Source organism: Pseudomonas sp. KCJK9058 (genome assembly GCF_046230975.1).
GTDB lineage: Bacteria > Pseudomonadota > Gammaproteobacteria > Pseudomonadales > Pseudomonadaceae > Aquipseudomonas > Aquipseudomonas alloputida.
This window is the reverse complement of the sequence record NZ_JBJJLR010000023.1, coordinates 50,892-73,612: the sequence shown is the minus strand read 5'-3', so window position 1 is coordinate 73,612 and position 22,721 is coordinate 50,892. Positions and strand designations below refer to the sequence as shown.

The 22,721-nt window shown below is 64.0% G+C and carries 23 protein-coding genes and 2 riboswitches; of the genes, 16 read left to right on the top strand and 7 right to left on the bottom strand.

The features are described 5' to 3' along the window. Positions 1–120 precede the first annotated feature (120 nt). Positions 121–1,044: a LysR family transcriptional regulator gene (locus tag ACK59Z_RS14375; RefSeq protein ID WP_004573723.1), complete on the top strand. Its 924-nt coding sequence runs from the start codon at positions 121–123 to the stop codon at positions 1,042–1,044. Positions 1,045–1,236: 192 nt separating this feature from the next. Further along, positions 1,237–2,391: a cysteine desulfurase family protein gene (locus tag ACK59Z_RS14370; protein ID WP_108191465.1), complete on the top strand. Its 1,155-nt coding sequence runs from the start codon at positions 1,237–1,239 to the stop codon at positions 2,389–2,391. Positions 2,392–2,448: 57 nt separating this feature from the next. Here ACK59Z_RS14370 and ACK59Z_RS14365 read toward each other — a convergent pair whose 3' ends face one another. From ACK59Z_RS14365 to nfsB, 3 genes are all read right to left on the bottom strand, one after another. Then, complete coding sequence (locus tag ACK59Z_RS14365; RefSeq protein ID WP_012052908.1) at positions 2,449–2,886, bottom strand: RES family NAD+ phosphorylase; 438 nt, start codon at positions 2,884–2,886, stop codon at positions 2,449–2,451. Next, a complete protein-coding gene (locus ACK59Z_RS14360) occupies positions 2,883–3,332 on the bottom strand; it encodes an antitoxin Xre/MbcA/ParS toxin-binding domain-containing protein (RefSeq protein ID WP_003250525.1) in 450 nt (149 codons plus the stop codon). The genes ACK59Z_RS14365 and ACK59Z_RS14360 overlap by 4 nt, the downstream gene beginning before the upstream one ends. Before the next feature lie 142 nt (positions 3,333–3,474). Beyond that, the gene (nfsB, locus tag ACK59Z_RS14355; RefSeq protein WP_409293295.1) at positions 3,475–4,128 is read right to left on the bottom strand and encodes an oxygen-insensitive NAD(P)H nitroreductase; all 654 of its coding nucleotides are present in this window, start codon (positions 4,126–4,128) and stop codon (positions 3,475–3,477) included. 103 nt (positions 4,129–4,231) lie between these two features. On the opposite strand from nfsB, the gene ACK59Z_RS14350 reads away from it, so the two are divergent. From ACK59Z_RS14350 to ACK59Z_RS14340, 3 genes are read left to right on the top strand one after another with little or no spacing between them, the layout of a single operon-like run. Next, positions 4,232–5,155, top strand: coding sequence for a LysR family transcriptional regulator (locus ACK59Z_RS14350; RefSeq protein ID WP_004573727.1), 924 nt, complete (start codon positions 4,232–4,234; stop codon positions 5,153–5,155). Positions 5,156–5,203: 48 nt separating this feature from the next. Then, a complete protein-coding gene (locus tag ACK59Z_RS14345; protein WP_003250518.1) occupies positions 5,204–6,034 on the top strand; it encodes an AraC family transcriptional regulator in 831 nt (276 codons plus the stop codon). A 51-nt stretch (positions 6,035–6,085) separates the two neighbouring features. Next, a complete protein-coding gene (locus tag ACK59Z_RS14340; protein ID WP_409293293.1) occupies positions 6,086–6,670 on the top strand; it encodes a LysE family translocator in 585 nt (194 codons plus the stop codon). Positions 6,671–6,709: 39 nt separating this feature from the next. Here ACK59Z_RS14340 and ACK59Z_RS14335 read toward each other — a convergent pair whose 3' ends face one another. Further along, a complete protein-coding gene (locus ACK59Z_RS14335; protein ID WP_409293291.1) occupies positions 6,710–7,909 on the bottom strand; it encodes a sugar transporter in 1,200 nt (399 codons plus the stop codon). Positions 7,910–8,114: 205 nt separating this feature from the next. Between ACK59Z_RS14335 and ACK59Z_RS14330 the strand changes: the two genes are divergently transcribed. After that, positions 8,115–9,431 carry a hypothetical protein gene (locus ACK59Z_RS14330; protein ID WP_060537709.1) on the top strand — a complete coding sequence of 439 codons (1,317 nt, stop codon included), beginning with the start codon at positions 8,115–8,117 and terminating at the stop codon, positions 9,429–9,431. Between the two features lie 110 nt (positions 9,432–9,541). Here ACK59Z_RS14330 and calA read toward each other — a convergent pair whose 3' ends face one another. Beyond that, positions 9,542–10,594 (bottom strand): vanillin reductase, encoded by a 1,053-nt coding sequence (calA, locus tag ACK59Z_RS14325; protein WP_012052913.1) that lies wholly within the window; start codon positions 10,592–10,594, stop codon positions 9,542–9,544. Positions 10,595–10,775: 181 nt separating this feature from the next. Between calA and ACK59Z_RS14320 the strand changes: the two genes are divergently transcribed. Continuing rightward, positions 10,776–11,681 (top strand): AraC family transcriptional regulator N-terminal domain-containing protein, encoded by a 906-nt coding sequence (locus tag ACK59Z_RS14320; RefSeq protein WP_409293288.1) that lies wholly within the window; start codon positions 10,776–10,778, stop codon positions 11,679–11,681. 63 nt (positions 11,682–11,744) lie between these two features. On the opposite strand, the gene thpR is transcribed toward ACK59Z_RS14320, so the two are convergent. Beyond that, positions 11,745–12,290, bottom strand: a complete 546-nt coding sequence (gene thpR / locus ACK59Z_RS14315) for an RNA 2',3'-cyclic phosphodiesterase (protein WP_014861781.1) — start codon at positions 12,288–12,290, stop codon at positions 11,745–11,747. A 158-nt stretch (positions 12,291–12,448) separates the two neighbouring features. On the opposite strand from thpR, the gene lpxO reads away from it, so the two are divergent. The 9 genes from lpxO to ACK59Z_RS14270 all read left to right on the top strand — a co-directional run bounded on the left by lpxO (position 12,449) and on the right by ACK59Z_RS14270 (position 21,943). Continuing rightward, the gene (gene lpxO / locus ACK59Z_RS14310) at positions 12,449–13,348 is read left to right on the top strand and encodes a lipid A hydroxylase LpxO (RefSeq protein ID WP_003250504.1); all 900 of its coding nucleotides are present in this window, start codon (positions 12,449–12,451) and stop codon (positions 13,346–13,348) included. Between the two features lie 118 nt (positions 13,349–13,466). Continuing rightward, positions 13,467–13,811: a carboxymuconolactone decarboxylase family protein gene (locus ACK59Z_RS14305; RefSeq protein WP_014591592.1), complete on the top strand. Its 345-nt coding sequence runs from the start codon at positions 13,467–13,469 to the stop codon at positions 13,809–13,811. Positions 13,812–13,889: 78 nt separating this feature from the next. Next, positions 13,890–14,459 (top strand): GNAT family N-acetyltransferase, encoded by a 570-nt coding sequence (locus ACK59Z_RS14300; protein WP_014861782.1) that lies wholly within the window; start codon positions 13,890–13,892, stop codon positions 14,457–14,459. Positions 14,460–14,614: 155 nt separating this feature from the next. Next, positions 14,615–14,823: riboswitch (cobalamin riboswitch) on the top strand. Positions 14,824–14,931: 108 nt separating this feature from the next. Further along, positions 14,932–17,058, top strand: coding sequence for a TonB-dependent siderophore receptor (locus ACK59Z_RS14295; RefSeq protein WP_108191464.1), 2,127 nt, complete (start codon positions 14,932–14,934; stop codon positions 17,056–17,058). A 117-nt stretch (positions 17,059–17,175) separates the two neighbouring features. Then, positions 17,176–18,342, top strand: coding sequence for a DUF1624 domain-containing protein (locus ACK59Z_RS14290; protein WP_409293285.1), 1,167 nt, complete (start codon positions 17,176–17,178; stop codon positions 18,340–18,342). A gap of 28 nt (positions 18,343–18,370) precedes the next feature. Continuing rightward, positions 18,371–18,569: riboswitch (cobalamin riboswitch) on the top strand. Positions 18,570–18,679: 110 nt separating this feature from the next. Next, on the top strand, positions 18,680–19,690 hold the full coding sequence (locus ACK59Z_RS14285; RefSeq protein WP_108191394.1) for an ABC transporter substrate-binding protein: 1,011 nt from the start codon (positions 18,680–18,682) through the stop codon (positions 19,688–19,690). Next, positions 19,690–20,706: an iron ABC transporter permease gene (locus ACK59Z_RS14280; protein WP_108191393.1), complete on the top strand. Its 1,017-nt coding sequence runs from the start codon at positions 19,690–19,692 to the stop codon at positions 20,704–20,706. Before ACK59Z_RS14285 ends, ACK59Z_RS14280 begins: the two co-directional genes overlap by 1 nt. Further along, on the top strand, positions 20,703–21,491 hold the full coding sequence (locus ACK59Z_RS14275) for an ABC transporter ATP-binding protein (RefSeq protein WP_054888682.1): 789 nt from the start codon (positions 20,703–20,705) through the stop codon (positions 21,489–21,491). Before ACK59Z_RS14280 ends, ACK59Z_RS14275 begins: the two co-directional genes overlap by 4 nt. A gap of 17 nt (positions 21,492–21,508) precedes the next feature. Then, positions 21,509–21,943, top strand: a complete 435-nt coding sequence (locus tag ACK59Z_RS14270; protein ID WP_108191392.1) for a pseudoazurin — start codon at positions 21,509–21,511, stop codon at positions 21,941–21,943. A gap of 156 nt (positions 21,944–22,099) precedes the next feature. On the opposite strand, the gene ACK59Z_RS14265 is transcribed toward ACK59Z_RS14270, so the two are convergent. Further along, complete coding sequence (locus ACK59Z_RS14265; RefSeq protein WP_003250486.1) at positions 22,100–22,597, bottom strand: GNAT family N-acetyltransferase; 498 nt, start codon at positions 22,595–22,597, stop codon at positions 22,100–22,102. Positions 22,598–22,721 lie beyond the last annotated feature (124 nt).

Below are 22,721 nucleotides of genomic sequence, written 5' to 3'. Positions count from 1 at the left end.
GGAGTACTTGGGCCAGAGCCTAGAGCAGCATTGCTCCATCCACCTAGTCTATTTTCCGCGTGTATAAACATTCATAACCGATATATGATCGGCCGATAATTCCAACAAAGAGCGGCGCCCATGAACCTTAGCAAGGTCGACCTCAACCTGTTCATCGTGTTCGATGCGATCTACACCGAAGCCAACCTGACCCGCGCCGGGCAGATTGTCGGCATTACCCAGCCGGCAGTGTCCAATGCCCTGTCGCGCCTGCGCGAAACCTTCAATGACCCGCTGTTCGTGCGTACCGCGCAAGGCATGGTGCCCACCCCCATGGCGCAGAACATCATCGGCCCTGTGCGCAACGCGCTGGCGCTGCTGCGGACCTCGGTGCAGGAAAGCCGCATTTTCAACCCGCAGCAGGCCAACAAGACCTTCCGCATCAGCATGACCGACCTGACCGAGGCGGTCATCTTGCCGCCGCTGTTCCAGCGCCTGCGCCGTCTGGCGCCGGCAGTCGTGATCGAAAGCTTCCTGTGCAAGCGCCGCGAGACCACCAAGGAACTCGCGGCCGGCCGCCTGGACTTTGCCATCGACGCGCCACTGAACACCGACCCGCAGGTGCGCCACATCAAACTGATGCAAGACCGCTATGTCTGCGCCCTGCGCCAAGGTCACCCGCTGGCCGACAGCAAGCTGACCCTCGACAGCTACCTGGGCATGACCCACATCCATATCTCCAGCCGCCGCAACGGCCTGGGTTACGTCGACCTGGCGCTGGGCAAGATGGGTGTTCAACGCAAGGTCGCCCTGCGTTCGCAACACTACCTGATGGCGTCGCAGGTGTTGCAGCAGACCGACATGGCGATGACGGTCCCCGAGCGCTTCGCCCGTCGCCATCAGTTGCGTTATCAGGCGCTGCCGGTGGAGGTCCCTGCGCTGGAAACGCACCTGTACTGGCATGAAAGCACCGACCAGGACCCGGCCAACCGCTGGATGCGCGAGCAGATCACGGAATTGTGCGAGCGCGTGGTTGCAGAGGAAGAGAAGGCTCTGGAGCCCTGACGGTGCCGGCGAGGGACCCTTCATGGCCCTCACCAGGCAAAGTAGAAAATCCCATGAAAGATCTTCGATAGAGAATTTTTTTCTAAAATAATCGCGAATCGACCTGAGGGAAACGAAAAAATACCGCTGCTGGCAGGTACGCTTACGTCAATGATTGCCGATTTCACGGCCACTGACACGGACCCGCCCTCAATGCCTAGCGCCCCACTCTACTTCGATTACGCCGCCACTACCCCAGTCGACGACCGGGTTATCGAAACCATGCTCGCCTGCCTGGGTAACCAGGCCAACTTCGGCAACCCGGCGTCCAGCGGCCACGCCTTCGGCCAGGCTGCACGTCACGCCGTGGAGCAGGCGCGCCAACAAGTCGCCGAGTGCGTCGGCGCGCACGCCGAGCACCTGGTATGGACCTCGGGCGCGACCGAGTCCAACAACCTGGCGCTCAAGGGTATTGCCCAAGGCATCGGCCAGCCCGGGCACCTGATCACCAGCCAGCTGGAACACAAAGCCGTGCTCGACACCGTGGCCGAGCTGGAACGCCAGGGCTGGGCCGTTACGCGCCTGGCAGCGGATGCCGCTGGCCTGATTCAGCCCGCGAGCGTGCAGGCAGCATTGCGCGCTGACACCCGCCTGGTATCGCTGATGGCGGTCAACAACGAACTGGGCACGGTCACCGATTTTGCCGCGATCGGCGAGCAGGTGCGTGCCCACGGTGCCCTTCTGCACGTGGATGCCGCGCAGGCCGTGGGCAAGCTGGCAATCGACCTGCATACGATGGCCGTGGACCTGATGTCTTTTTCGGCGCACAAGGTCTACGGGCCAAAAGGCATCGGTGCGCTGTATGTCGGGCCGCGCGCCCGCGTGCTGATGCGTGCGCAGATGCACGGCGGCGGCCATGAGCAGGGCCTGCGTTCCGGCACCCTGGCGACCCATCAGATAGCGGGCATGGGCAGCGCCTTTGCCTTGGCCGGCCAACCTGGCGACAGCGAGCACCAGCGCCTCGAGCAACTGGCAAGACGCCTGCGCACAGGCCTGCTGACCATGCCCGGCGTTACCCTGAACGGCTGCGCCAAGCAACGCATTCCCCATACCTTGAACCTGTGCATCGACAGCAAAGGCTTCAACAGTGCGGCGCTGGCCGGCGAGCTGGCCTTGTCGACCACCTCGGCCTGCAACTCGGCGAGCAACGCTGCCTCGCATGTGCTGCTGGCACTGGGGCTGGATGAGCGTCAGGCTCGCAACAGTGTGCGCTTGAGCATCGGCCGTTTCAGCACCGAGGCTGACGTGGACAAGGCGCTCGAAGTGTTTGGCCGAGTGCTGACGACAGCATCGGCCGCACTGTGGTGACCACCTCGGCTGTTTTCGCCTTGCCTGACCTGCGTCTCAAGACTTTTCGTACAGAGGCTAGAACAGGCGGCTGTCCGGGGTGAAATCCTCAACCTGGATTTTCGCGCTCTGCGCCTGCGGGTGCCGTGGGTTGAACAGGTAATTGGTGGTGCTGGGCATGATCGCGCTTGGCACCGGCAGCAGCAATGCCGAACCGTCATCCAGAAAGCGATTGCCCAGCGTACGGGTCAACTCAGGCTGAGCAGACCAGCCAGGCTGCAAAGCGGGCAACTGCGCCTGGGAAACCGTGTCGGGCAGTTCGATGCGAAGCAAGCGCATGGTGGTCGGGAAATCCTCGGGGTCGATCTCCAGGTGCACCAACACTTCCAGCATCGCCCCGGGAGGGCTGGTGGCGGCATACACCACCGGCCGACCCGCCTGGTGCCAGCGGCCACTTACACGCAAGCCCCCCGTACCACTCAAGTCTGCATAGGCGCTGATTCGCCACAAAATCACAGGCCATAGCCCTCGGCAATCTGCAGCAGCATTTCTTCGACCTGCGTGGTGCCTTGCTGGGTGGTGAGCATCTGCATCGGCGTCAGCCCCGAGAAACGCTCCTTGGGCTTGGAAAGCCAGCGTTTGGCCTTGCCCGCTTCACCGAACACAGCCTCGGCCATGGCGGTGATGTGGGCCGAGCGGAACAGCCGATCGCTCTCATCCACGGTCAGCGGTTGGTCGCGCTCGATACGGGATTTGAGGGTGCGCAGCGGGATGATCTGGTCGCGCTCCACCGGCGTGAGCACACCGCGTTCGGTCAGCTTTACCAACCAGGTGGCGGCAAAACCATCGGTGATGCGGGTGTGGATTTCGAAGTCACTGGCAAGCTCGGGAATGTCCAGCAGCGCCTGCAAGCGCGCCCGGTACTCGTGGTAACCGTTGTCGCGAAGCACTTCGGCAAGCATGGCAGGCTCCTTTTCGGCATTTGCCGATAAGTATGCGGTATATGCCGGGTCATTGCCAGTTTGCCTGATCGGGCGGTCGACGTCAGGGCTTTGCCAGATTAACTGCCAGCGTTGCCAGGGCCGCACAGCGGCCCCGGAAACCTCACAGGAAGGTGAACACTTGCGATGCCGGCAACCGCGACTTGCTCAGCCCGGCATTGAAGTCCGCCTCACTGCGGTAACCCAGGCTCAGGATCACCACACTGGTAAAGCCACGCTCACGCAAGCCCAGTTCGGCATCGAGGACCTTGCTGTCGAAGCCCTCGATCGGCGTGGCATCCAGCCCATGCGCCGCTGCACCCAGCAAGGCAGTTCCCAACGCCAGGTAGGTCTGCTTCTCCATCCAGTGCTGCACATCCTTCTGGTAGAAGCGGTGCAGGTTGACGTAGTGCCGGCGGCTCTGGTTTTGCCCGGCGCGCGCTTGCTCATCACGGAAACGGCCATCGGCAGCCTCTTGATCGAGCACGGCGTTCAGGTGTTCTTCAGTCATTTCGGTACGGGTGCAGAACACGATCACATGCGAGGCATCGAGAAGCTTCTGCGTGTTGTAGGCATAACCCTCAGCAGTGCTCTTGGCCAGGCGGGCCTTGCCTTCGGCCGTGTCGGCGACGATGAAATGCCAGGGCTGGGAATTGACCGACGACGGGCTGTGACGCAGTTGTTCGAGCAGGGCGTCGACGGTGGCCTGGGGAATGCGGCGTGAGGCATCGTAAGCTTTGGTGGTGTAACGGCGCTTGGCCAGCGATACGGTATCCATGCGACAACTCCGGGATGAACAGTGGATTTGCCGGGCATCTTATCTTTCCAGCAAAAAAGAAAAAGCGGCACAATGTAACAACACTTTCATCCCTGGAATGAAAATGCTGCGCATCACCGACCTCGAACTGTTTGCCCGCAGCAGCGTGCTGGGTAGCTTCACTGCCGCCGCCCATGAAGCCGGCCTGCTGCCGGGCCAGGTGGCTGCCGCGATCAAACGTCTGGAACGCGACCTGGATGTACGCCTGTTCGCCCGCACCACCCGCAGCCTGCGCCTGACCGCCGAGGGCGAGCGCTACCTGCCAACCGCGCTGAATGTGCTGGAAAGCCTGCGCCAGGGCCATGAAGATCTGCATGGCAACCCCAATAGCCTGCGCGGCACCCTGCAGGTGTCGGCGCCTTCCGACATGGGCCGCAACATGTTGTTGCCCTGGCTCAGCGCCTTCCGCCACGACCACCCGGCATTGCAACTGCGCTTCTTCCTGTCCGACCAGATGGCCGACCTCAACCGCGACCCTGTGGATGTGGCCATCCGCTATGGCCTCAACCAGGATGCCAACTACATCGCCCTGCCACTGGCCGAATGGAACCGCCGCGTGCTGGTGGCCTCGCCCGACTACCTGGCCCGCCACGGCCGCCCGCTTACCCCCGACGCGCTGCAGCAGCATGCCTGTCTGCTGTACATGCAGCACAGCCGGGTGTACGACAAGTGGCAGCTGGGTAACCGCACCGTGCAGGTGCGTGGGCCGCTGGTCAGTGACGATGCCGACGTCATCCGCCGCCTGGCCATCCAGGGGGAAGGTATCGTCTACAAGTCGTGGCTGGATGTCAGCGCCAACATCGCGGCCGGTGAACTGGAAATGGTCCTGCCCGAATTGCTCGGCGAGCCTACCCCGCTGACCTTGGTCTGCCCTCATCGCAAACAACTCACACCGGCCGTGAAGCAATTGCACCTGTGGCTACGCGAACGCTTCGAGGCCCTGCGCGCCCGGGCACTGACCAACGGCTGCACAATCGTTCCAGACTGAGCCGGGGGCGTTGCGCTAAGGTAGCCATTTACCCCACGGTACACGTCCATGAGCAACTGGATCGACTTCAAACAAGACGCCGACACCGGCATCGAGTCGGTCCGCGCGCATTTTGTCGGCCATGCCTATGATCCCCACTGGCACGACAGCTTCCTGGTCGGCGTGACCGAACAGGGCGTGCAGCAGTTCAACTGCCGCCGGGTGCGCCACCGCAGCACGCCGGGGCAGGTATTTTTACTTGAGCCTGGCGACATCCACGATGGCCTGGCGCCCACCGAAGAAGGCTTCACCTATTCGACGCTGTACCTGGAGCCCGCCTGGCTCGACCAACAGCTGCGCGCGCTGTACGAGCACGCGCCGGGCGACAGCCTGCCCAGCTTCGCCGACACCCTGTGCCACGACGAACGCCTGGCACGGGCCACCGCCCTGGCCTTCAGGGCCGTGCATGACCAGGACTTGCGCATCGTCAGGCAAACGGCCATGGACGATCTGCTGGCTTGCCTGACCCGCCACCTGCACTGGCGCCGCCGCATCAACCCCGACCCGCGCCTGCCGCTGACCGCACAGCGCGCCCGGGACTTCCTGCATGCCAATCTGGAGCGCGACATCGGCCTGGAGGACCTGGCCCAGGCCTGCGGCATTGACCGCTTTCGCCTGACGCGTGCGTTCAAGGCAGCGTTCGGCATTGCACCCCATGCCTACCTGATCCAGCTGCGCCTGGCCCGCGCGCGGCGCCTGCTTGCCCAAGGCCAGACACCGGCCGAAGTGGCCGTGGCGTTGGGCTTTGCCGACCAGAGCCACCTGGGGCGCTGGTTCCGCCGCGCCTACCAGTTGACCCCGGCCGACTACCGCAGGCGCTGCTCAAACCTTCCAGACTGAGTGCCGGCGGGCAGCGAGCATGGTGCTTCGATGTTACGGAGCCCATGAACCATGTCTGAGTCGTTGTTGCCCTTCATTCTGTTTGCCCTGGTGTCCAGTATCAGCCCGGGGCCGACCAACCTGTTGATCCTGGCCCATGGCGCCCGCCGGGGCCTGCGCGCAAGCCTTGTGCCGATCGTGGCGGCGTGTGGCGCGGCTGCAGCCATTGTGCTGCTCGTCGGGCTGGGGCTGGGCGAACTGCTGCTGCGCCACCCCCTGGCGCAACAGCTGATGAGCTGGGCCGGGGTGCTGTGGCTGAGTAGCCTGGCCTGGAAGATGCTGCGCAGTGCCGCCGCCCCGCTCCACACGACCACGGCGCCAGGCTTCAGTGCGCTCAGCGCGGCTTCGTTGCAGGTGGTGAACCCCAAGGTGTGGTTGATGGCCGTGGCGGTGGTCGGGGTATTTGCCGCGCCGTCGTTGCCAGTGTGGCAGCTGGCGCTGGTGTTCTTGCTGATCGCTCTGCCGAGCATGGCCGCGTGGGCGGTGTTGGGGGTGGGGAGCGCCCGGTGGCTGCAGGCACCGGGGCGGTTGCGGGTGTTCAACCAGGTATTGGCGGGGGTTTTGTTGATATCGGCATGGGCTGCCGTATTGGCCTGAGTCTCTACTTGACCGGCAAGGGGCCTGAGCGGCCCCGACTCAGCGTGCCAACGCCTCGCGAAAGCGCCGGGTACTGGCAACGGCCAGTACCAGCCCGAGCACTGCCACGCTGCCGCCCACCAGGCCGATATCCGCCACATTCATCTGGCTGCTGACGATACTGCCCAGCAGCGCACCCCCGCCAATACCGATGTTGTAGATACCCGAGAACAGCGCCATGGCCACATCGGTGGCGTCGGACGCCAGCTTCAGGGTCTTGGACTGCAGCGCCAGGCTGAAGCTGAGAATGGCCACGCCCCAGAACATGCTCAGCACTGCGAACACATAGAAGTTGCCCGACAGCGGCAACATCAGCAACAGGCACGCGGCGAGTACCCCGATCGAACCCACCAGGAAGCCATGCGGGAAGCGGTCGCTGTAACGGCTGAACAACAACGAACCAAAAACCCCGGCACCGCCGAACAACAGCAGCAACAGTGTGGTGCGGTCGCCGCCGATCTGCGCTACGTGCAGGGCGAACGGCTCGATATAGCTGTAGGCCGTGAACTGCGCGGTAATGACCAGCGTCACCAACAAGTAGGTAATGACCAGTGCCGGGCGCTTGAACAGGACCGGCAGGCTGCGCAACGAACCGGAGTTCTGGCTGGGCAGCAGCGGCAGCGATTTCATCAGGCACAGCATGGTGGCTAGCGCTACCCCGCCAATGCTCAGGAACGTGATGCGCCAGCCCAGTGCCTCGCCCACCACACGGCCCAGCGGGATGCCCAGGACCATGGCCAGGGTAGTACCGGTGGCCAGCAGGCCCAGCGCCTTGGCCTGCTGGCCCGGCGGCGCCACACGCACCGCCAGCGAGGCGGTGATGGACCAGAACACCGCATGCGCCAGGGCAATGCCGATACGGCTGACCAGCAGCATGGCGAAGCTCTGCGAAAGCCACGACAGCACGTGGCTGACAATGAACACCAGGAACACGAACAGCAGCAGACGCCGCCGTTCGATGTTGCGGGTCAGCAACATCATGGGCAACGAGGCCAGCGCCACGATCCAGGCATAGATGGTCAGCATCAGGCCGACCTGGGCAGTGCTCATGTCGAAGCTGCGGCCAATGTCACTGAGCAGCGCCACCGGGACGAACTCGGTGGTGTTGAAAATGAAGGCCGCCAAGGCCAGGGCGATGACGCTCAGCCAGCTGCCGCTGCCCGTTGTGGGTGGCAGGTGTGTGGGTATGGGTCCGTTCATGGGTGGAAACCGCTTCTCCGCAGACAAAGCAACAGGCCGCACGCCAGCCACCCGCTTGCAGGGGTGCCAACGTACGTTTTGTTATGGATAGGAATGCCCGGCATGGTACGCGTCAAGCTGGGGCCTCACAACCGCAGGGCAGGCAGAAGGAGTACCATGCGCGCTTTGTGTGAAACGCGCGTGCAACAAGGAGCCCGATCCGCTCATGGACAAGCAGCACCCCCAGCAGCAGTGGCAGCAGGCAGTCATCGCCTATGCCCAGGCCGTCAACGACTACGTCGCGCAGGGCCGTGCGCACGGCTGGGACAACCTCGAAGAGCCGCAGGCACCCGCCACCGAACACCTGCTCGACGCCTGGCTGGCAGCCCTGCAGGCAGCCAACCGCCCTGGCATGGACGAACCGCAGCGTCAGGCATTTCGCGAGGCCTGGCCACCCGCACACCACCCCTTGATACCTATGCTCGAAGACCACGGCCAAGGCATCAGCCATGTCCTGCTGCTGGAAGATGGCAGCCTGCTGGCCCGCATCGGTATGCCTTACGACAAGGGCCAGGTGGTGCGTATCGATCACCATGGGGTAACCCCGGTCATCGGCATCGAACACTTTGGCCGTTGCCCGGCGCGGCGCTATTTCGCCCTGGCCAATGCCGAGGGCGTGCGTGTGACCGATGGCTGGGGCGGCCCGCAAGTGCAGCGCCTGGCCTGGCCTACGGGGCTGGAGGGGTTGCCGCCAGGCTACCCGTTCGAGCCGTTCGACCTGCCGCCCACACCGACCGCGCTGATCCCCTTCCCCGATGGCCAGCGAGTGCTGCTGGTGAGTGCCGAAGGTATCTTCGTGCTGGCCACTCAAGGTGCGACTCGCCTGCTGCCACAGCAGACACGCGTACTCGATGAGCTGGCTGAGGGCACCGACCCGGACGACATCAGCCTGGGGCTGAGCATGGAGCATGGTGCGGTGTCGGCGGATGGCCGGCTGATCGTCGTGGGTGAGCAAGGCAGCCGACACCTTGTTCTGGACGAACGACTCAAGCCGCTGGCGCACATCGGCCCGGGCAGCGAATACCCGCACTTTGCCTTGTTCAACCGCGCGGGTGACCAGTTGATCGTCAATGCCTGCCATTTCTACAGCGGTGCCACGCTGGCCGTGAGGGTGGCAGACCTGCACGGGCTGGATACTGATTACTACAGCCAGGACCCGCGTACCCCGCTGGTGCAGGATGGCGCAAGGGTGTATGCGGGGGTTGCGCGCGATGGCGAGTACATCGTCGGGGATGCCTATGGCTACCTGCGGGCGTTTGGCGAAGAGGGTACGGAGCATTGGCAGCATTACCTGGGCTCGACCATCAGTGCGATGGATATCAGCGCCGACGGGCAAACGCTGGTGGCGGCGAGCCATGCGGGGGTTATTTCGGTGATTGCGCTGGATAGCGGGCGACCCGAGTGGCAGATCGGTACCGGGGCGCACGGCGAGGTGCGGCGATGGTTGTTCTGGAAGGGCTGGGACAAGCCAATGGCCTGGTAAAACGGCTGCATCGTTGCTGCCTGTACGGGCCCCACCGCGCGCAAGCCCTACATCACCCCTGTGTAGGAGCGGGCTTGCCCGCGAAGAGGCCCGTACAGGCAACCGATCCATCAGCCCTGTAACGTGGCCATGTCGATCACGAACCGGTACTTCACATCCCCGGCAATCATCCGCTCATAGGCCTGGTTGATGTTGCGGATGTCCAGCATCTCGATATCGCAACGGATGTCGTGCTCGGCGCAGAAGTTCAGTACTTCCTGAGTCTCGGCAACACCCCCGATCAACGACCCCGCCAGCACCCGGCGCTTCATCACCAGGTTGGCCGCGTGCAATGCCGGGTCGATCGGTTCGATCAGGCCGACCAGGATGTGCACACCGTCGAACTTCAGCGTTTCCAGGTACGGGTTGAGGTCGTGCTGCACCGGAATGGTGTCGAGCAGGAAATCGAAACGGCCGGCAGCGGCGCGCATCTGCTCGGCATCGGTGGAGACGATCACATGGTCGGCCCCCTGGCGGCGTGCTTCCTCGGCCTTGGCTTGGGAGCGCGTGAACAGGGTCACTTCCGCACCCAGGGCCTTGGCCAGTTTGATGCCCATGTGGCCCAGGCCGCCCATGCCGAGGATGCCGATCTTGTGGCCCGGGCCAACGCCGTGGTGCTTGAGCGGCGAATAGGTGGTGATGCCGGCACACAGGATAGGTGCAGCGCTGGGCAGGTCCATGCCGGCCGGTATGCGCACCACGAAGTGCTCGCTGACCACGATGCTGCTGGAGTACCCCCCCATGGTGTTGCTGCCGTCGACCCGGTCCGGGGTGGCGTAGGTCATGGTCGGGCCCTCGAGGCAATACTGCTCCAGGTCCTTGGCGCAGGCTTCACAGGTACGGCACGAGTCGACCATGCAGCCGACGCCCACCAGGTCACCGACCTTGTGCGCGGTGACTTTGTCGCCCACCGCCGTGACCCGGCCGATGATCTCGTGGCCCGGCATCAGCGGGTACACGGCAATGCCCCATTCATTGCGCGCCTGGTGGATGTCGGAGTGGCACACGCCGCAGTACAGGATGTCGATGGCGACGTCATCCGGGCGCGGGCTGCGGCGTTGGAACGTCATGGGGGCCAGGGGGCTGGTGGGGGTTTGAGCGGCGTAACCGATGGCGGTATACATGCAGGGCCTCGCAGTGAAGTGAAACGATTCAGGCGACGCATTTTGCGCGTCGTTCGCCGCCTCGCCCACGGCTGATTCTCCGGCATGCATGCCTGATTCTACGAAGATGCCAACCCGTAGCTGGCGCCACGCCTTCAATCTGCGATGATCAAGCTGTCTGATTCTCTGCCCTTGGTCCACCATGCAACTGACCCGTCACGTCGATGCCAATGCGCCGCTCTGCTCACTGATCTGCAGCCTCGCCACGCGCCCGGGCTTCGTGCCCACCCTCCTGCCCCAGGTGCAGGTGCTGAGCTGGGACCACTATGTGGCCAGCAGCCCACAGATTTACGAACCCAGCCTCATGATCCTGGCCCAGGGCAGCAAGCTGGCACGCCTGGGGCCGCGCACCCTGGAGTACGGCGCCGGGCATTACCTGGTGCAGGCGTTGTCGGTGCCGTTCATGTGTGAAACCTTTGCCACCCGCGAGGCGCCGCTGTTGGGCGTGGCGGTGGGCATCGACCGTGGCGTGCTGGGCGAGTTGGTGCAGAGCATGGGCCTGGCACCGGACGCTGAAGTGCAGGCGCAAACCCCGCAATCGATGACGTCGGCGGCACTGGATGCGCCCATGCGCGAAAGCGTGGAGCGGCTGCTGCGCTGCCTGCACGACCCGCTGGACGCCAAGGTGCTGGGCCCGGCGCGTGTGCGCGAAGTGCTGTACACCGCCCTGCGTGGCCCGCAGGCTGGTGTGCTGCGGGCACTGGTGGAGCAACAGGGGCACTTCGCCCGCATCGGCGCCGCCCTCGCCCACCTGCGCGAGCACTACAGCGAGCCGCTGAGCGTGGAGGCACTGGCTGCGCGCGCCAACATGAGCGTTTCAACCTTCCACGAACATTTCAAGCGCTGCACCGACATGGCACCGATGCAGTACCTCAAGCGCTTGCGGCTGCTCAAGGCGCAGCAGATGCTGATTGGCGAAGGCCTGGGCGTGGCACAGGCTGCGCACAGGGTGGGCTATCAGAGCACCTCGCAGTTCAGCCGCGAATACAAGCGCCAGTTCGAACGCAGCCCAGGGGATGAATTGCCTTACCAAAGCATGCCGGTGTAATCACCCGATCTGAACAGCCCCTGCAGGTACGCATCCGGGACAAGGCGTTTTTCGCCCGGCGGGTCAGCCCGCCAGCGGCCACTGCGCCAATGGCCAGTAAGCCCCCTTGCGCGACTCGTAAAGCGTGAAGTGTCGCGCGGTGAGGTAAAACTCCGGCGCGCTACTGGCCTCGGGCGGCTGCCCGCGGTAATCCCTGGACAGCGTCAGATGCGGTCGATACTCACGCGTGGCCGCTTCCAGCCCCAACGGCAGCAACGCCTGCTGCAAACCGTACACCAGTTGCAACAGGGCGGGCGGTACCTGCTGCGCCTCCAGCACCAAGGCGCCGGCCCGTTGCCACACCTGCAAACGGTCGAGCAACAGCCGCGGCGCCGAGGTTGGCAGCGCCAGTTGGTCAACCGCCGCGCACATTGCAGGCACCTGCGCAGTGTCCACATCACCGAGAAACAGCAGCGTGACATGGAAGTTGGCTGCCGGCACCGGTTTGCCGCTGCGCAGGTTCAGCCCGCGTCGCCACTGGGCCAGGTCACGGCGCTGCGCGTCGCTGACCGGCAAGGCGAAGAACAGCCGCTTGAACGGGCTACCGCTGGGGCGTATATCCTGAACCATACAAACTCCCTGACATGAAACGTTTGCGCAAGACTGTAGGGTATTACACCAATGTCGCCCCGCAGTTTGGTAACAATAAGTACAAACTGCCCCCATGATTGTTTATGCTGGCGGGCTCATGCCTCGGCGCATGGCCATTTTTCGACAAGTAAACGTCCATGAAAATTGCACTCGTACTTATCTTCGTCTTCTCGATCGCCTATGTTCACCTGCGCGGTCGGGTTCGCCACAAGCTGACTCGCCAGCTGGGCGACCACTCCAGCTTCCTGGCCCCGATCAACAGCTTCCTGTACCTGTTCTCCAAACACCCGGCCAAGCCCTACCTGCCGGTCGAGGCCTTTCCAGAACTGAAACCGCTGCAGGACCACTGGCAGGAGATCCGTGAGGAAGGCCGCCAGTTGCTGCACGTAGGCGAAATCAAGAAATCCGACAATTACGATGACGTCGGTTTCAACTCGTTCTTCAAGACCGGCTGGAAACGTTTTTACCTGAAGTGGTATGGCGAAAGCCACCCGTCGGCAATGGCCCTTTGCCCACGCACGACCGAGCTGCTGCAAGGCATCGGCACGGTCAAGGCCGCCATGTTCGCTACCCTGCCTCCGGGAGCCAAGCTGGTGCGCCACCGTGACCCGTATGCCGGCTCGTACCGCTACCATCTGGGCCTGGATACCCCGAATGACGACGGCTGCTACATCGACGTGGACGGCGAGAAATACGCCTGGCGCGATGGTGAGGGGGTAATCTTCGACGAAACCTACATCCACTATGCAGCCAACACCACCGAGCACAACCGCATCATCCTGTTCTGCGACGTCGAACGCCCGCTCAAGTACCGCTGGGCAACCGCGTTCAACCGCTGGTTCAGCCGCAACGTGATGGCCGCTGCCGCTGCGCCCAACGATGCCAGCGACAAGACCGGTGGCATCAACCGCCTGTTCACCCGCATCTACAAGATCCGCGAGCGTGGCAAGGCGCTGAAGAAGCGCAACCGCCTGCGCTACTACCTGGAAAAATGGGCAGTGGTCGCGGCGTTGGTGCTGGTGTTCATCTACATCTGAAGGCTCAACGCAGGCCACTGTACGAGTGACCTGCGTTTACCCACCAAAGTACCGCCTCGCACGTGCCACGCTTCGACTAGCCTGAAAGCTCCACTCGCAACCCCCCAAGGTGAAGACGATGAGCATGATGGACTGGGACGCCTACCGTAAGCAGTTGATGGCCGGCATCGGCGATCTCAAGCAACTCTCCCCCGACACCGTAGCCGGCTACATGACCGCCAGCGGTGCAGGCGCCAAAACCAACCACCTGGATGCCAAGACCCGCGAGCTGATCTCCTTGGCCGTGGCTGTGACCACCCGCTGCGACGGCTGTATCGCCGTGCATTCGCAGCAGGCCGTCAAAGCGGGTGCCAGCCGCGAGGAAATTGCCGAGGCCCTCGGCGTGGCCGTGGCCATGAACGCCGGTGCCGCGCTGGTGTACTCGGCCCGCGCAATGGACGCGGTGGGCAAGGCCAACGGTTGAGCACAAACGGCGTCGTCGCCCTTGCGCGACGGCGCCGCGCCACCCAGACTGGGCGGCTCACCCCGCGCAGGAACCCGCATGATCCACATTCGCCCCATGACGCCGGACGATTTTGATCGTTTCTGGCCCACCTTCCAGGCCATTGTCCAAGCCCGTGAAACCTACGCTTTCGACCCGGCGCTGAGCTTCGAGCAGGCCCGCCAGCTGTGGCTGGAGCTGCCCTTGCACACGCTGTTGGCCGAAGAAGATGGCGAGCTACTGGGGTCGTATTACCTCAAGCCCAATGCTGCCGGGCCTGGTGCGCATGTAGGCAATTGCGGCTACATGGTCTGCGAACAGGCGCGCGGCCGGGGCGTGGCGCGCTTGATGTGCGAGCACTCGCAAAAGCTGGCGCGCCAGGAAGGCTTTCTGGCATTGCAGTTCAACTCGGTGGTAGCCACCAACGCAGTGGCCGTGGCGCTATGGCACAAGCTGGGCTTTGAAACAGTCGGCCGTTTGCCCAAGGCCTACCGTCATGCCCGCCTGGGGCTGGTGGACTGCCTGGTGATGTACAAATGGCTGGCGGATGAGCCGGTGGTCGAGAAGCCGCCGCTGCTGATCGGGCGCAAGAACATCGAGGCACGGGTATCGCGGCGCCGCGGGCGCTAGCTTTACAGGCAAGCCTGCCTCCCCAGCCAACTCATCACGCTGGGGCCTGATGTTCTTGCCAAATGGGGCTCCGGCGCCGCAAAAACGCACAACCTGTTGTTTTTTCTCAGCATTCACAGCACACCAACATTTGACGCCCCAGCCTTTCAATGGTCAGATGCGCGCCAGTTTCAGGTGCCCTGCGCCGCCGCGCGCAGAGTGAAACGGGAAACCGGTGCGTCGTGTTGCCCACGACAAGTCCGGTGCTGCCCCCGCAACGGTAAGCGAGCGAACCCTTCGAGATACCACTGTGCTCAAGCATGGGAAGGTGAAGGTTTCATGCCCCTCGCAAGCCCGGAGACCGGCCTGGAGCTTCACTTGGCAACCCGCGGTGGGCGGGCGCAGGCCGGAATCCGTGCGCGCGCCTGCCTGCATGGTTCGCCTTTGCGTGTTTTCCACCGGGATCCATTCATTCCTGCAGCAGTGGAACGACATGTCCCGTATGTTCAAACTTCACCCCCTGGCGGCCTGCCTGGCCGTTGCCCTGCCGGCGCTGGCTGATGACCGCGACCCGCAGCCTCTGGCCCTGCCTTCCACGGCCATCACCGACACCCAGGACAACCGCACCATCGACCTGGCCACGCCGACCCAGGCCGGCTCGCGCCTTGGCCTCAGCGCCCTGGAAACACCGGCCAGCACCAGCAGTATCAGCGAACGGCAGATTCAGCAGCGCAACAACATCACGGTGCAGGATGCAGTGACCCGCTCGCCGGGCATTACCTTCGTCGGCTCCCCGGGGGACGGCGGTACAGGCCTGTCTGCCCGCGGCTTTGCCGGCCACAGCTCAGTGATGACCCTGTTCGACGGCGCGCGCCTGTACACCGGTGCCGGCACACAGACCTTCCCGGTCGACCCGTGGATGGTCGAACGCATCGAGGTGATTCGCGGCCCGGCCTCGGTACTGCATGGCGAAGGCGCCACCGGCGCAGTGATCAACGTGATCCCAAAAAAAACTTTTGCCGGCGAGGTGCGCAACCACCTGCGACTGGGTTACGGCTCGTGGGACCGCCAGCAGCTCGGCCTGGACAGCGGCGGCAGCCTCAGCGAGCGCCTGAGCTACCGCCTGACGCTGAACCAACAGGCCGGCAATGGCTGGGTCGACCGCACCGCTTCACGTAGCCTGGCCCTGAGCGCCGCGCTGCGTTTTGACGCCAGTGATGACCTCAGCTTCACGCTGGCCCATGACCGCGGCGATGCACAACCTGCCAACTACTACGGTACCCCGCTGATCGACGGCCACTACCGCAGCAGCCTGCGCAAAAAGAATTACAACGTGCAGAACGACGTACAGCAGTACGTTGATGAATGGACCCGGCTCACGACCGACTGGGCGCTGAACGACCAGCTCAGCGCCAGCAACCAGCTGTACTACATCAAAAGCCGCCGCCACTGGCGCAACGCAGAAGACTACAGCTGGGACGCCGGGCGTCAGCAGTTGCTGCGCGGCAGCTACCTGGAAATCAAGCACAACCAGGAACAGTTCGGCGACCGTCAAACCTTCACCTTCGACCACACCCTGTTCGGCCTGGACAGCAAGACCGTGCTCGGTGCCGAATACAACAAGGTGCGATTCAACGTCGACAGCAATTCACCCTACAACGATGTCGGCGGCGACTACCTCGACCCGTGGCAGCCGCAGCCCGGCGGGTTCCATAGCGCCTCGCCGTTGCGGCCGCAAACGCTCTCGACCACCCATACCTTTGCCCTGTTTGCCGAGAACCGCCTGCAATTGAGCGATCGCCTGTCTTTGGTTACCGGCGTGCGTCGCGACCAGAACCACATCGACCGCGACAACTTGATCAACGACAGCCACAGCGATCGCAGCCTGCAAGGGGGCAATTGGCGCGTCGGGCTGGTATACGCAATCAGCGACGACCTGTCGTTGTACAGCCAGTACTCAACCAGCGAGGACGGGGTCAACAACCTCATCAGCCTCAGCCCCGCGCAGATGAACTATGACCTGACCGAGGCGAAGCAGACCGAGGTCGGCCTCAAGCAGCGCTTTTGGGAGGGGCGCGGCGAATGGACGCTTGCCGCCTACCACATCGTCAAGAAAAAGCTGCTGGTGGACGACCCCATCACGCACGAGAAGCAACAAGCCGGGCAGCAGACCTCCGATGGCCTGGAAGCGACGCTGGAAGTGGCCCTGGCCCATCAGTGGCAGGTGTCGGCCAGCGCATCGCTGGTACGCGCCAAGTACGACGACTTCGACGAAAGGGTCGGCGGCCTGCCGCAGGACCGGGCAGGCAACCGGCCGGCCAACGTGCCACGGCGTACCGCCAACCTTTGGTTGAGCAAAGGCTTCGGCCAGCAGGTGGAGGCTGGCATTGGGGCCCGCTATGTGGATGAGCGTTATGCCGATACCGCCAATACCCAGAGCGCCCCCGGGTACACCGTGGTCGATGCCAACATCGCCTGGCAGGTGTTGCCGGATGTGAAGGTGGGGTTGCAGTTGAACAACCTGTTCGATCGCGAGTATGTGCAGTCGGCGTTCAGCGGGCAGCAGTGGTTGATGGGGATACCGCGGTCGTACTTCGCGACGGTGGATTACAGCTTCTGATCTGGGTGGCTTGTGCCGCGAAGAGCCCGGCACAGGCCACACAAAAACCTCTATTCCCTTTCAGCGTGTTGTTATACGATAACGTTTCACATGAAATTCATTCCTACTAGACAACCCATGACAAGTGCCAGCGCCACGCCCACGCTGATCACCCAGCGCCTGCAGAGCATCGATGCCCTGCGCGGCCTGGTGATCCTGTTCATGCTCCTGGACCACGTCCGCGAGACTTTCCTCCTGCACCACCAGGTCAGCGACCCCATGGCCATCGACACCACGGAACCGGCGCTTTTCTTCAGCCGCACCCTCGCTCACCTGTGTGCGCCTGTGTTCGTCCTGCTGACCGGCCTGTCGGCCTGGCTGTATGGCGAGAAGCATCAGGGCCGTGGCGACGTCTCGGCGTTCCTGTTCAAACGCGGGCTGTTCCTGGTGGTGCTGGAGTTCACCCTGGTCAACTTCGCCTGGACCTTCCAGTTGCCCCCGAGCGTGATCTACCTGCAAGTGATCTGGGCCATCGGCGTCAGCATGATCGCCCTGTCGCTGCTGGTGTGGCTGCCACGCGCCGCACTGCTCGCCCTTGGCGCCAGCATCGTCGCCGGCCACAACCTGCTCGACGGCCTGCACTTTGGCGTGGATTCAGCGCTGCATGTGCCGTGGGCAATCCTGCATGATCGCGGCTGGCTGGCGTTTTCCGAAAACCTGCACCTGCGCACGTCTTACCCGGTGCTGCCGTGGATCGGCGTCATCGCCTTGGGCTACGGCCTGGGCCCCTGGTTCGCCCGCGGCAGCGATGCCGGCCAACGCCAGCAACACCTGCTAGTGGCGGGTTTGCTCGCGCTGCTTGGCTTTGTCCTGCTGCGCTTGTTCAACGGTTACGGTGAGGCGCCGTGGAGCGGTTACCCAACCTTCACGCAAACCCTGATGAGCTTCTTCAACATCACCAAGTACCCACCGTCGCTGCTGTTCCTGACCCTGACCCTGGGCTGCGGCCTGTTGTTGTTACGCGCGTTCGAACGGGCCGGCCAGGCGCGCTGGATCACTGCCCTGGCGGTGTTCGGTGCGGCACCGATGTTCTTCTACCTGCTGCACCTGTATGTGCTGAAGCTGCTGTACCTGGCCTGCGTAGCGCTATTCGGGCTCAACCATGGCGACTACTTCGGTTTCGACGGTGTTGCAGCGATATGGCTGGGCGCAGTACTGCTGGCGGTTTCGCTGTACCTGCCGGTGCGCGGGTTCGCCCGACTGAAGCAGCGCCGCCGTGACATCCGTTGGCTTAAGTACTTCTGAAAAGCGTTTTCACCTGGCGACGCGATGGTCTACCATGCGGGCCGCCGGTTTCCACCACGGAACTAACAGGGAATCCCAGGCCTGCCAATACGGGCCAAACGGAACTGCCCCCGCAACTGTAGGTGCCGAGCCTGCTCCATCAATGCCACTGGGCCTGTCGCCCGGGAAGGCCGGAGCCGGGCCGTGACGCACCAGTCAGGAGACCTGCCGGCCTACATTCACCAACCGGCGGGGTGTCCGGGATTGGCCATCCGTGTTGCCCCGGCCACCCGCTGGGCCTCGGCGATGCCTGTCCGTGCGTTCCTCACCAGAACTGTCCGATAGGAGATCGCCCAGCATGCTGCCCCGTTTCGCCACCCTGCTCGCTGGCCTAGGCTTCACTGGCCTGGCCCAGGCCGCTGCCACCCACTATCCGCTGACGGTCGACAACTGCGGCAAGCCGCAGGTTTTTGCCCAGGCGCCGCAGCGCGCCGTCACCATCGGCCAGGCCGGTACCGAGCTGCTCTATGCCCTGGGGCTGGGTGACAAGCTGGCGGGCACCTCGCTGTGGTTCAACAATGTATTGCCTGAATACCAGGCGGTGAACGCCAAGGTGCCGCGCCTGGCCGACAACGACCCCAGCTTCGAGGCGGTGGTCGGCAAGCGCCCGCAACTGGTCGCGGCGCAGTTCGAATGGATGGTCGGTGCCCAGGGCGTGGTCGCCACCCGCGAGCAGTTCGATGAGCTGAAGATCCCCACCTACGTGCTGCCATCGGACTGCGAGGGCAAGGACAACCTGGTCGGTGCAGACGGCACCCGCCTGCAAGCGTTCCAGGTAGACAGCATCTACAAGAGCGTCAGCCAACTGGCCGAGATCTTCGACGTTCAGGACCGCGGCGCGGCCCTGAACGTCGAGTTGCAAGGGCGCCTCGACAGCGCCAGGGCACAACTGGCCGGCAAGGACCTGTCGGCAACTTCGGCGCTGTTCTGGTTCTCCAGCGCCGACCTTGACATCGACCCCTATGTGGCCGGCCGCCAAGGTGTCGCCGATTTCATGCTGCGCACCCTCGGTGTGCGCAACGTGGTCGAGTCCAGCGAAGAATGGCCAAGCGTAGGCTGGGAAACCCTGGCCAAGGCCAATCCGACCTGGCTGATCATCGCGCGCATGGACCGCCGCCGTTTCCCCGCCGACGACTACCAGAAAAAACTCGAATTCCTGCGCAGTGACCCGGTAACCCGCAACATGGACGCGGTGAAGCACGACCGCATCATTATCCTCGACGCTGACGCCATGCAGGCCGGCATCCGCCTGTTCCGCGGCGTGCAGACGCTGTCCACGGCCTTCGCCAGCGGTAAAGCAGCCCCGTGATGAACCGCCTGTTACCCTGCATCGCGGTTGCCCTGGCCGCTCTGTTGGCCGCCCTGCTGGCCGGTACCGCCATTGGCGAAACCAACCTGTCGCCCAGCGTGGTTGGCCAGGTGCTGGCCAACCACCTGTGGCAAGCCGATTACCCGGTGGACCCGATCGACGCCGGCATCATCTGGAACTACCGCCTGACCCGCACCCTGGTCGCCGCCGCTTGCGGCGCCGGGCTGGCCACCTGCGGTGTCATCCTGCAGGCGATGTTGCGCAACCCACTGGCCGAGCCCTACCTGCTGGGGCTGTCTGCCGGCGCCTCGACCGGCGCGGTACTGGTCGGCCTGCTGGGGCTGGGTAGCCTGGCATTAAGCATGTCTGCTGGGGCCTTCATCGGCGCCGGGGCCGCATTCGCCCTGGTGCTGGTGCTGGCCCGCGCGGCCGGCCCCAGCAGCAACAATGCACAGGTCATCCTTGCCGGTATCGCCGGCTCGCAGCTGTTCAATGCACTGACCGCCTTCCTGATCACCAAGTCAGCCACCGCCGAGCAGGCGCGCGGCATCCTGTTCTGGCTGCTGGGCAACCTGAGCGGTGTACGCTGGCCTTCGGTGTGGCTGGCCGTACCGGTGGCGATTTTCGGCTTGCTGGTGTGCCTGTGGCATCGCCGTGCGCTGGATGCCTTTACCTTCGGTGCCGATTCGGCCGCCTCGCTGGGCATCCCGGTGCGGCGCACCCAGTTGCTGCTGATCAGTTGTGCAGCGCTGGTGACGGCTGTGATGGTGTCCATTGTCGGCGCCATCGGTTTTGTCGGGCTGGTTATCCCCCATGCCCTGCGCCTTCTGCTCGGCCCCGGGCACAGCCGTCTGTTGCCCGCCAGCGCACTGGGCGGTGCGCTGTTCCTGATTGCGGCAGACATTCTTTCGCGCACGCTGATCACCGGCCAGGTGATCCCGGTGGGCGTGGTTACGGCGCTGATCGGTGCCCCGGTATTCGCGCTGATTCTGGTCAGCCGACGGGGGCGCCCATGACAGCCATGACCGCTGTTCGCATCCCCCCGCTGGCCTGCCATGGGTTGGGGTTGCAACTGGCCGGCACTACCGTGCTCAGCGCTATCGATCTCAGCGTTGTCGCCGGTGAAACCCTGGGCATCGTCGGCCCCAACGGCTCGGGTAAGTCCTCGCTGTTGAAGTTGCTGGCAGGGCTGCGCAAACCCGCCTGCGGCAGCGTGCAGCTCCTGGGTGAGCCACTGGCACAGATGCCCCGCCGCCGTGTTGCCCAAGCGCTGGCACTGGTCGAGCAACAGGCCGACACACTCGATGCGATCAGCGTGTTCGACGCGGTTGCCTTGGGCCGCACGCCGTGGCTCTCGGCCCTGGCACCGTTCTCCCGGCAGGACTGCGCCATCGTCGAGCAAGCCCTGGCCGACCTCGACGCCCTGCACCTGCGCACGCGCCTGTGGGGGTCGCTGTCCGGTGGCGAGCGCCAGCGTGTGCACATCGCCCGTGCGCTGGCCCAACGGCCGCAGGTGCTGCTGCTGGACGAACCGACCAACCACCTGGACATTCAGCATCAGCTAAGCCTGCTGCAACAAGTGCAGGCGCTGCCGGTCACCACCCTGGTAGCGCTGCATGACCTCAACCAGGCGCTGACCTGCGACCGTGTCGCGGTTCTCGACAAGGGCCGTCTGGTCGCCCTCGGCAACCCCTTCGAAGTGCTTACCCCCGAGCGCCTGTTGAGCACCTTCGGCGTCCACGCCCACTACCTCACCGACCCTTTCGACGGCGCGCGCATCCTGCGCTTTCGCGCCCCCTGAACCTGGTAGCCTTGCCCATGCTGTTGCGCCCTGTCGCCCTGCTGCTCACCAGCACCCTGCTTGCCCCGACCGCACTGGCCGAAGTGCATGAAGTGAAAATGCTCAACCGTGGCAGCGACGGCGCCATGGTCTACGAGCCTGACCACTTGCGCATTGCCCCCGGCGACAGCGTACGCTTCCTGCCGAGCCACAGCGGGCATAATGCCGCCAGCGTGGCGGGCCTGCTACCCACCGGTGCCGAGCCGTTCAAGAGCAAGCTGAACCAACCGTTCGAGCACACCTTCCGCGTGCCGGGCGTATACGGTATCCAGTGCATTCCGCACGTGGCCATGGGCATGGTCATGGTGATCCAGGTCGGTGACGCGCCTGCAGCCGAATTGCCGGCCAGCTTGCCGGCGCGGGCCAAAGCCCGCTTTGCCGCACAGTTGCAAAAGCTCGAGGCCGGGCAGTGAGGCGGCTATTCGGGCCGCTCACACCCTGGCCGGCTCCGCCCCGTTGCACAGCAATGGCTTTACCGAGGATGGCAACTGGAACCTCATCAACCGCCGTGCGTTCGACCCAGTGACCCAGGGCGCGATCTTCATCGCCAATAGGCACGTTCCCACAGGTCAGCGTAATCGCAACTGCATGTGCGTGGTCTGCCACACCGGGTCCTGCTCCACATCCACCACCGTGAAGCCTTGCCGCTCCCAGAACGCAATGGCACCCGGCAGAAACGGATGAGTATGCAAGTAAAGGCAGTCCAAGCCCGCTTGCATCGCCCGTTCGCGCAAGGCACCAAACAAGGCAGCCGCCAGGCCATGCCTGCGGTAGGCCGGCAACACGAACAGCCGCACCACCTCGACTACCCGCTCTGCGCGGTAATCAAGCTGGGCAAAGCGATGGTCATAGGGCAAGTAACCGATCACCGCGACCAGCCGCCCACCCTCACGGGCTTCCAGAAAGCAGCCCGCACCGTCCAGGTAAGTGTCGGCGAAATGCGCCAGGTCACGCGGCAAGGGTGCGTTGGCGAGCATCGGGAAAAGCGCGCGCCGGGCGCTGTCGACAAACGCCAGCACTTCGGCAATAGCGTCACGCGCCACAGGTTGCAGGGTCCAGTTCGGCATCGGTCTATTGCCAGTGTGGTTGGGAGCGCACGGTTCTACCGCAGCGTGCCGCATAAGGCAAATCACAGGGCTCGTCGTGCCAAGGCGGACATCGGTATAATCAGCAGTCTTCACTGCCCGACCA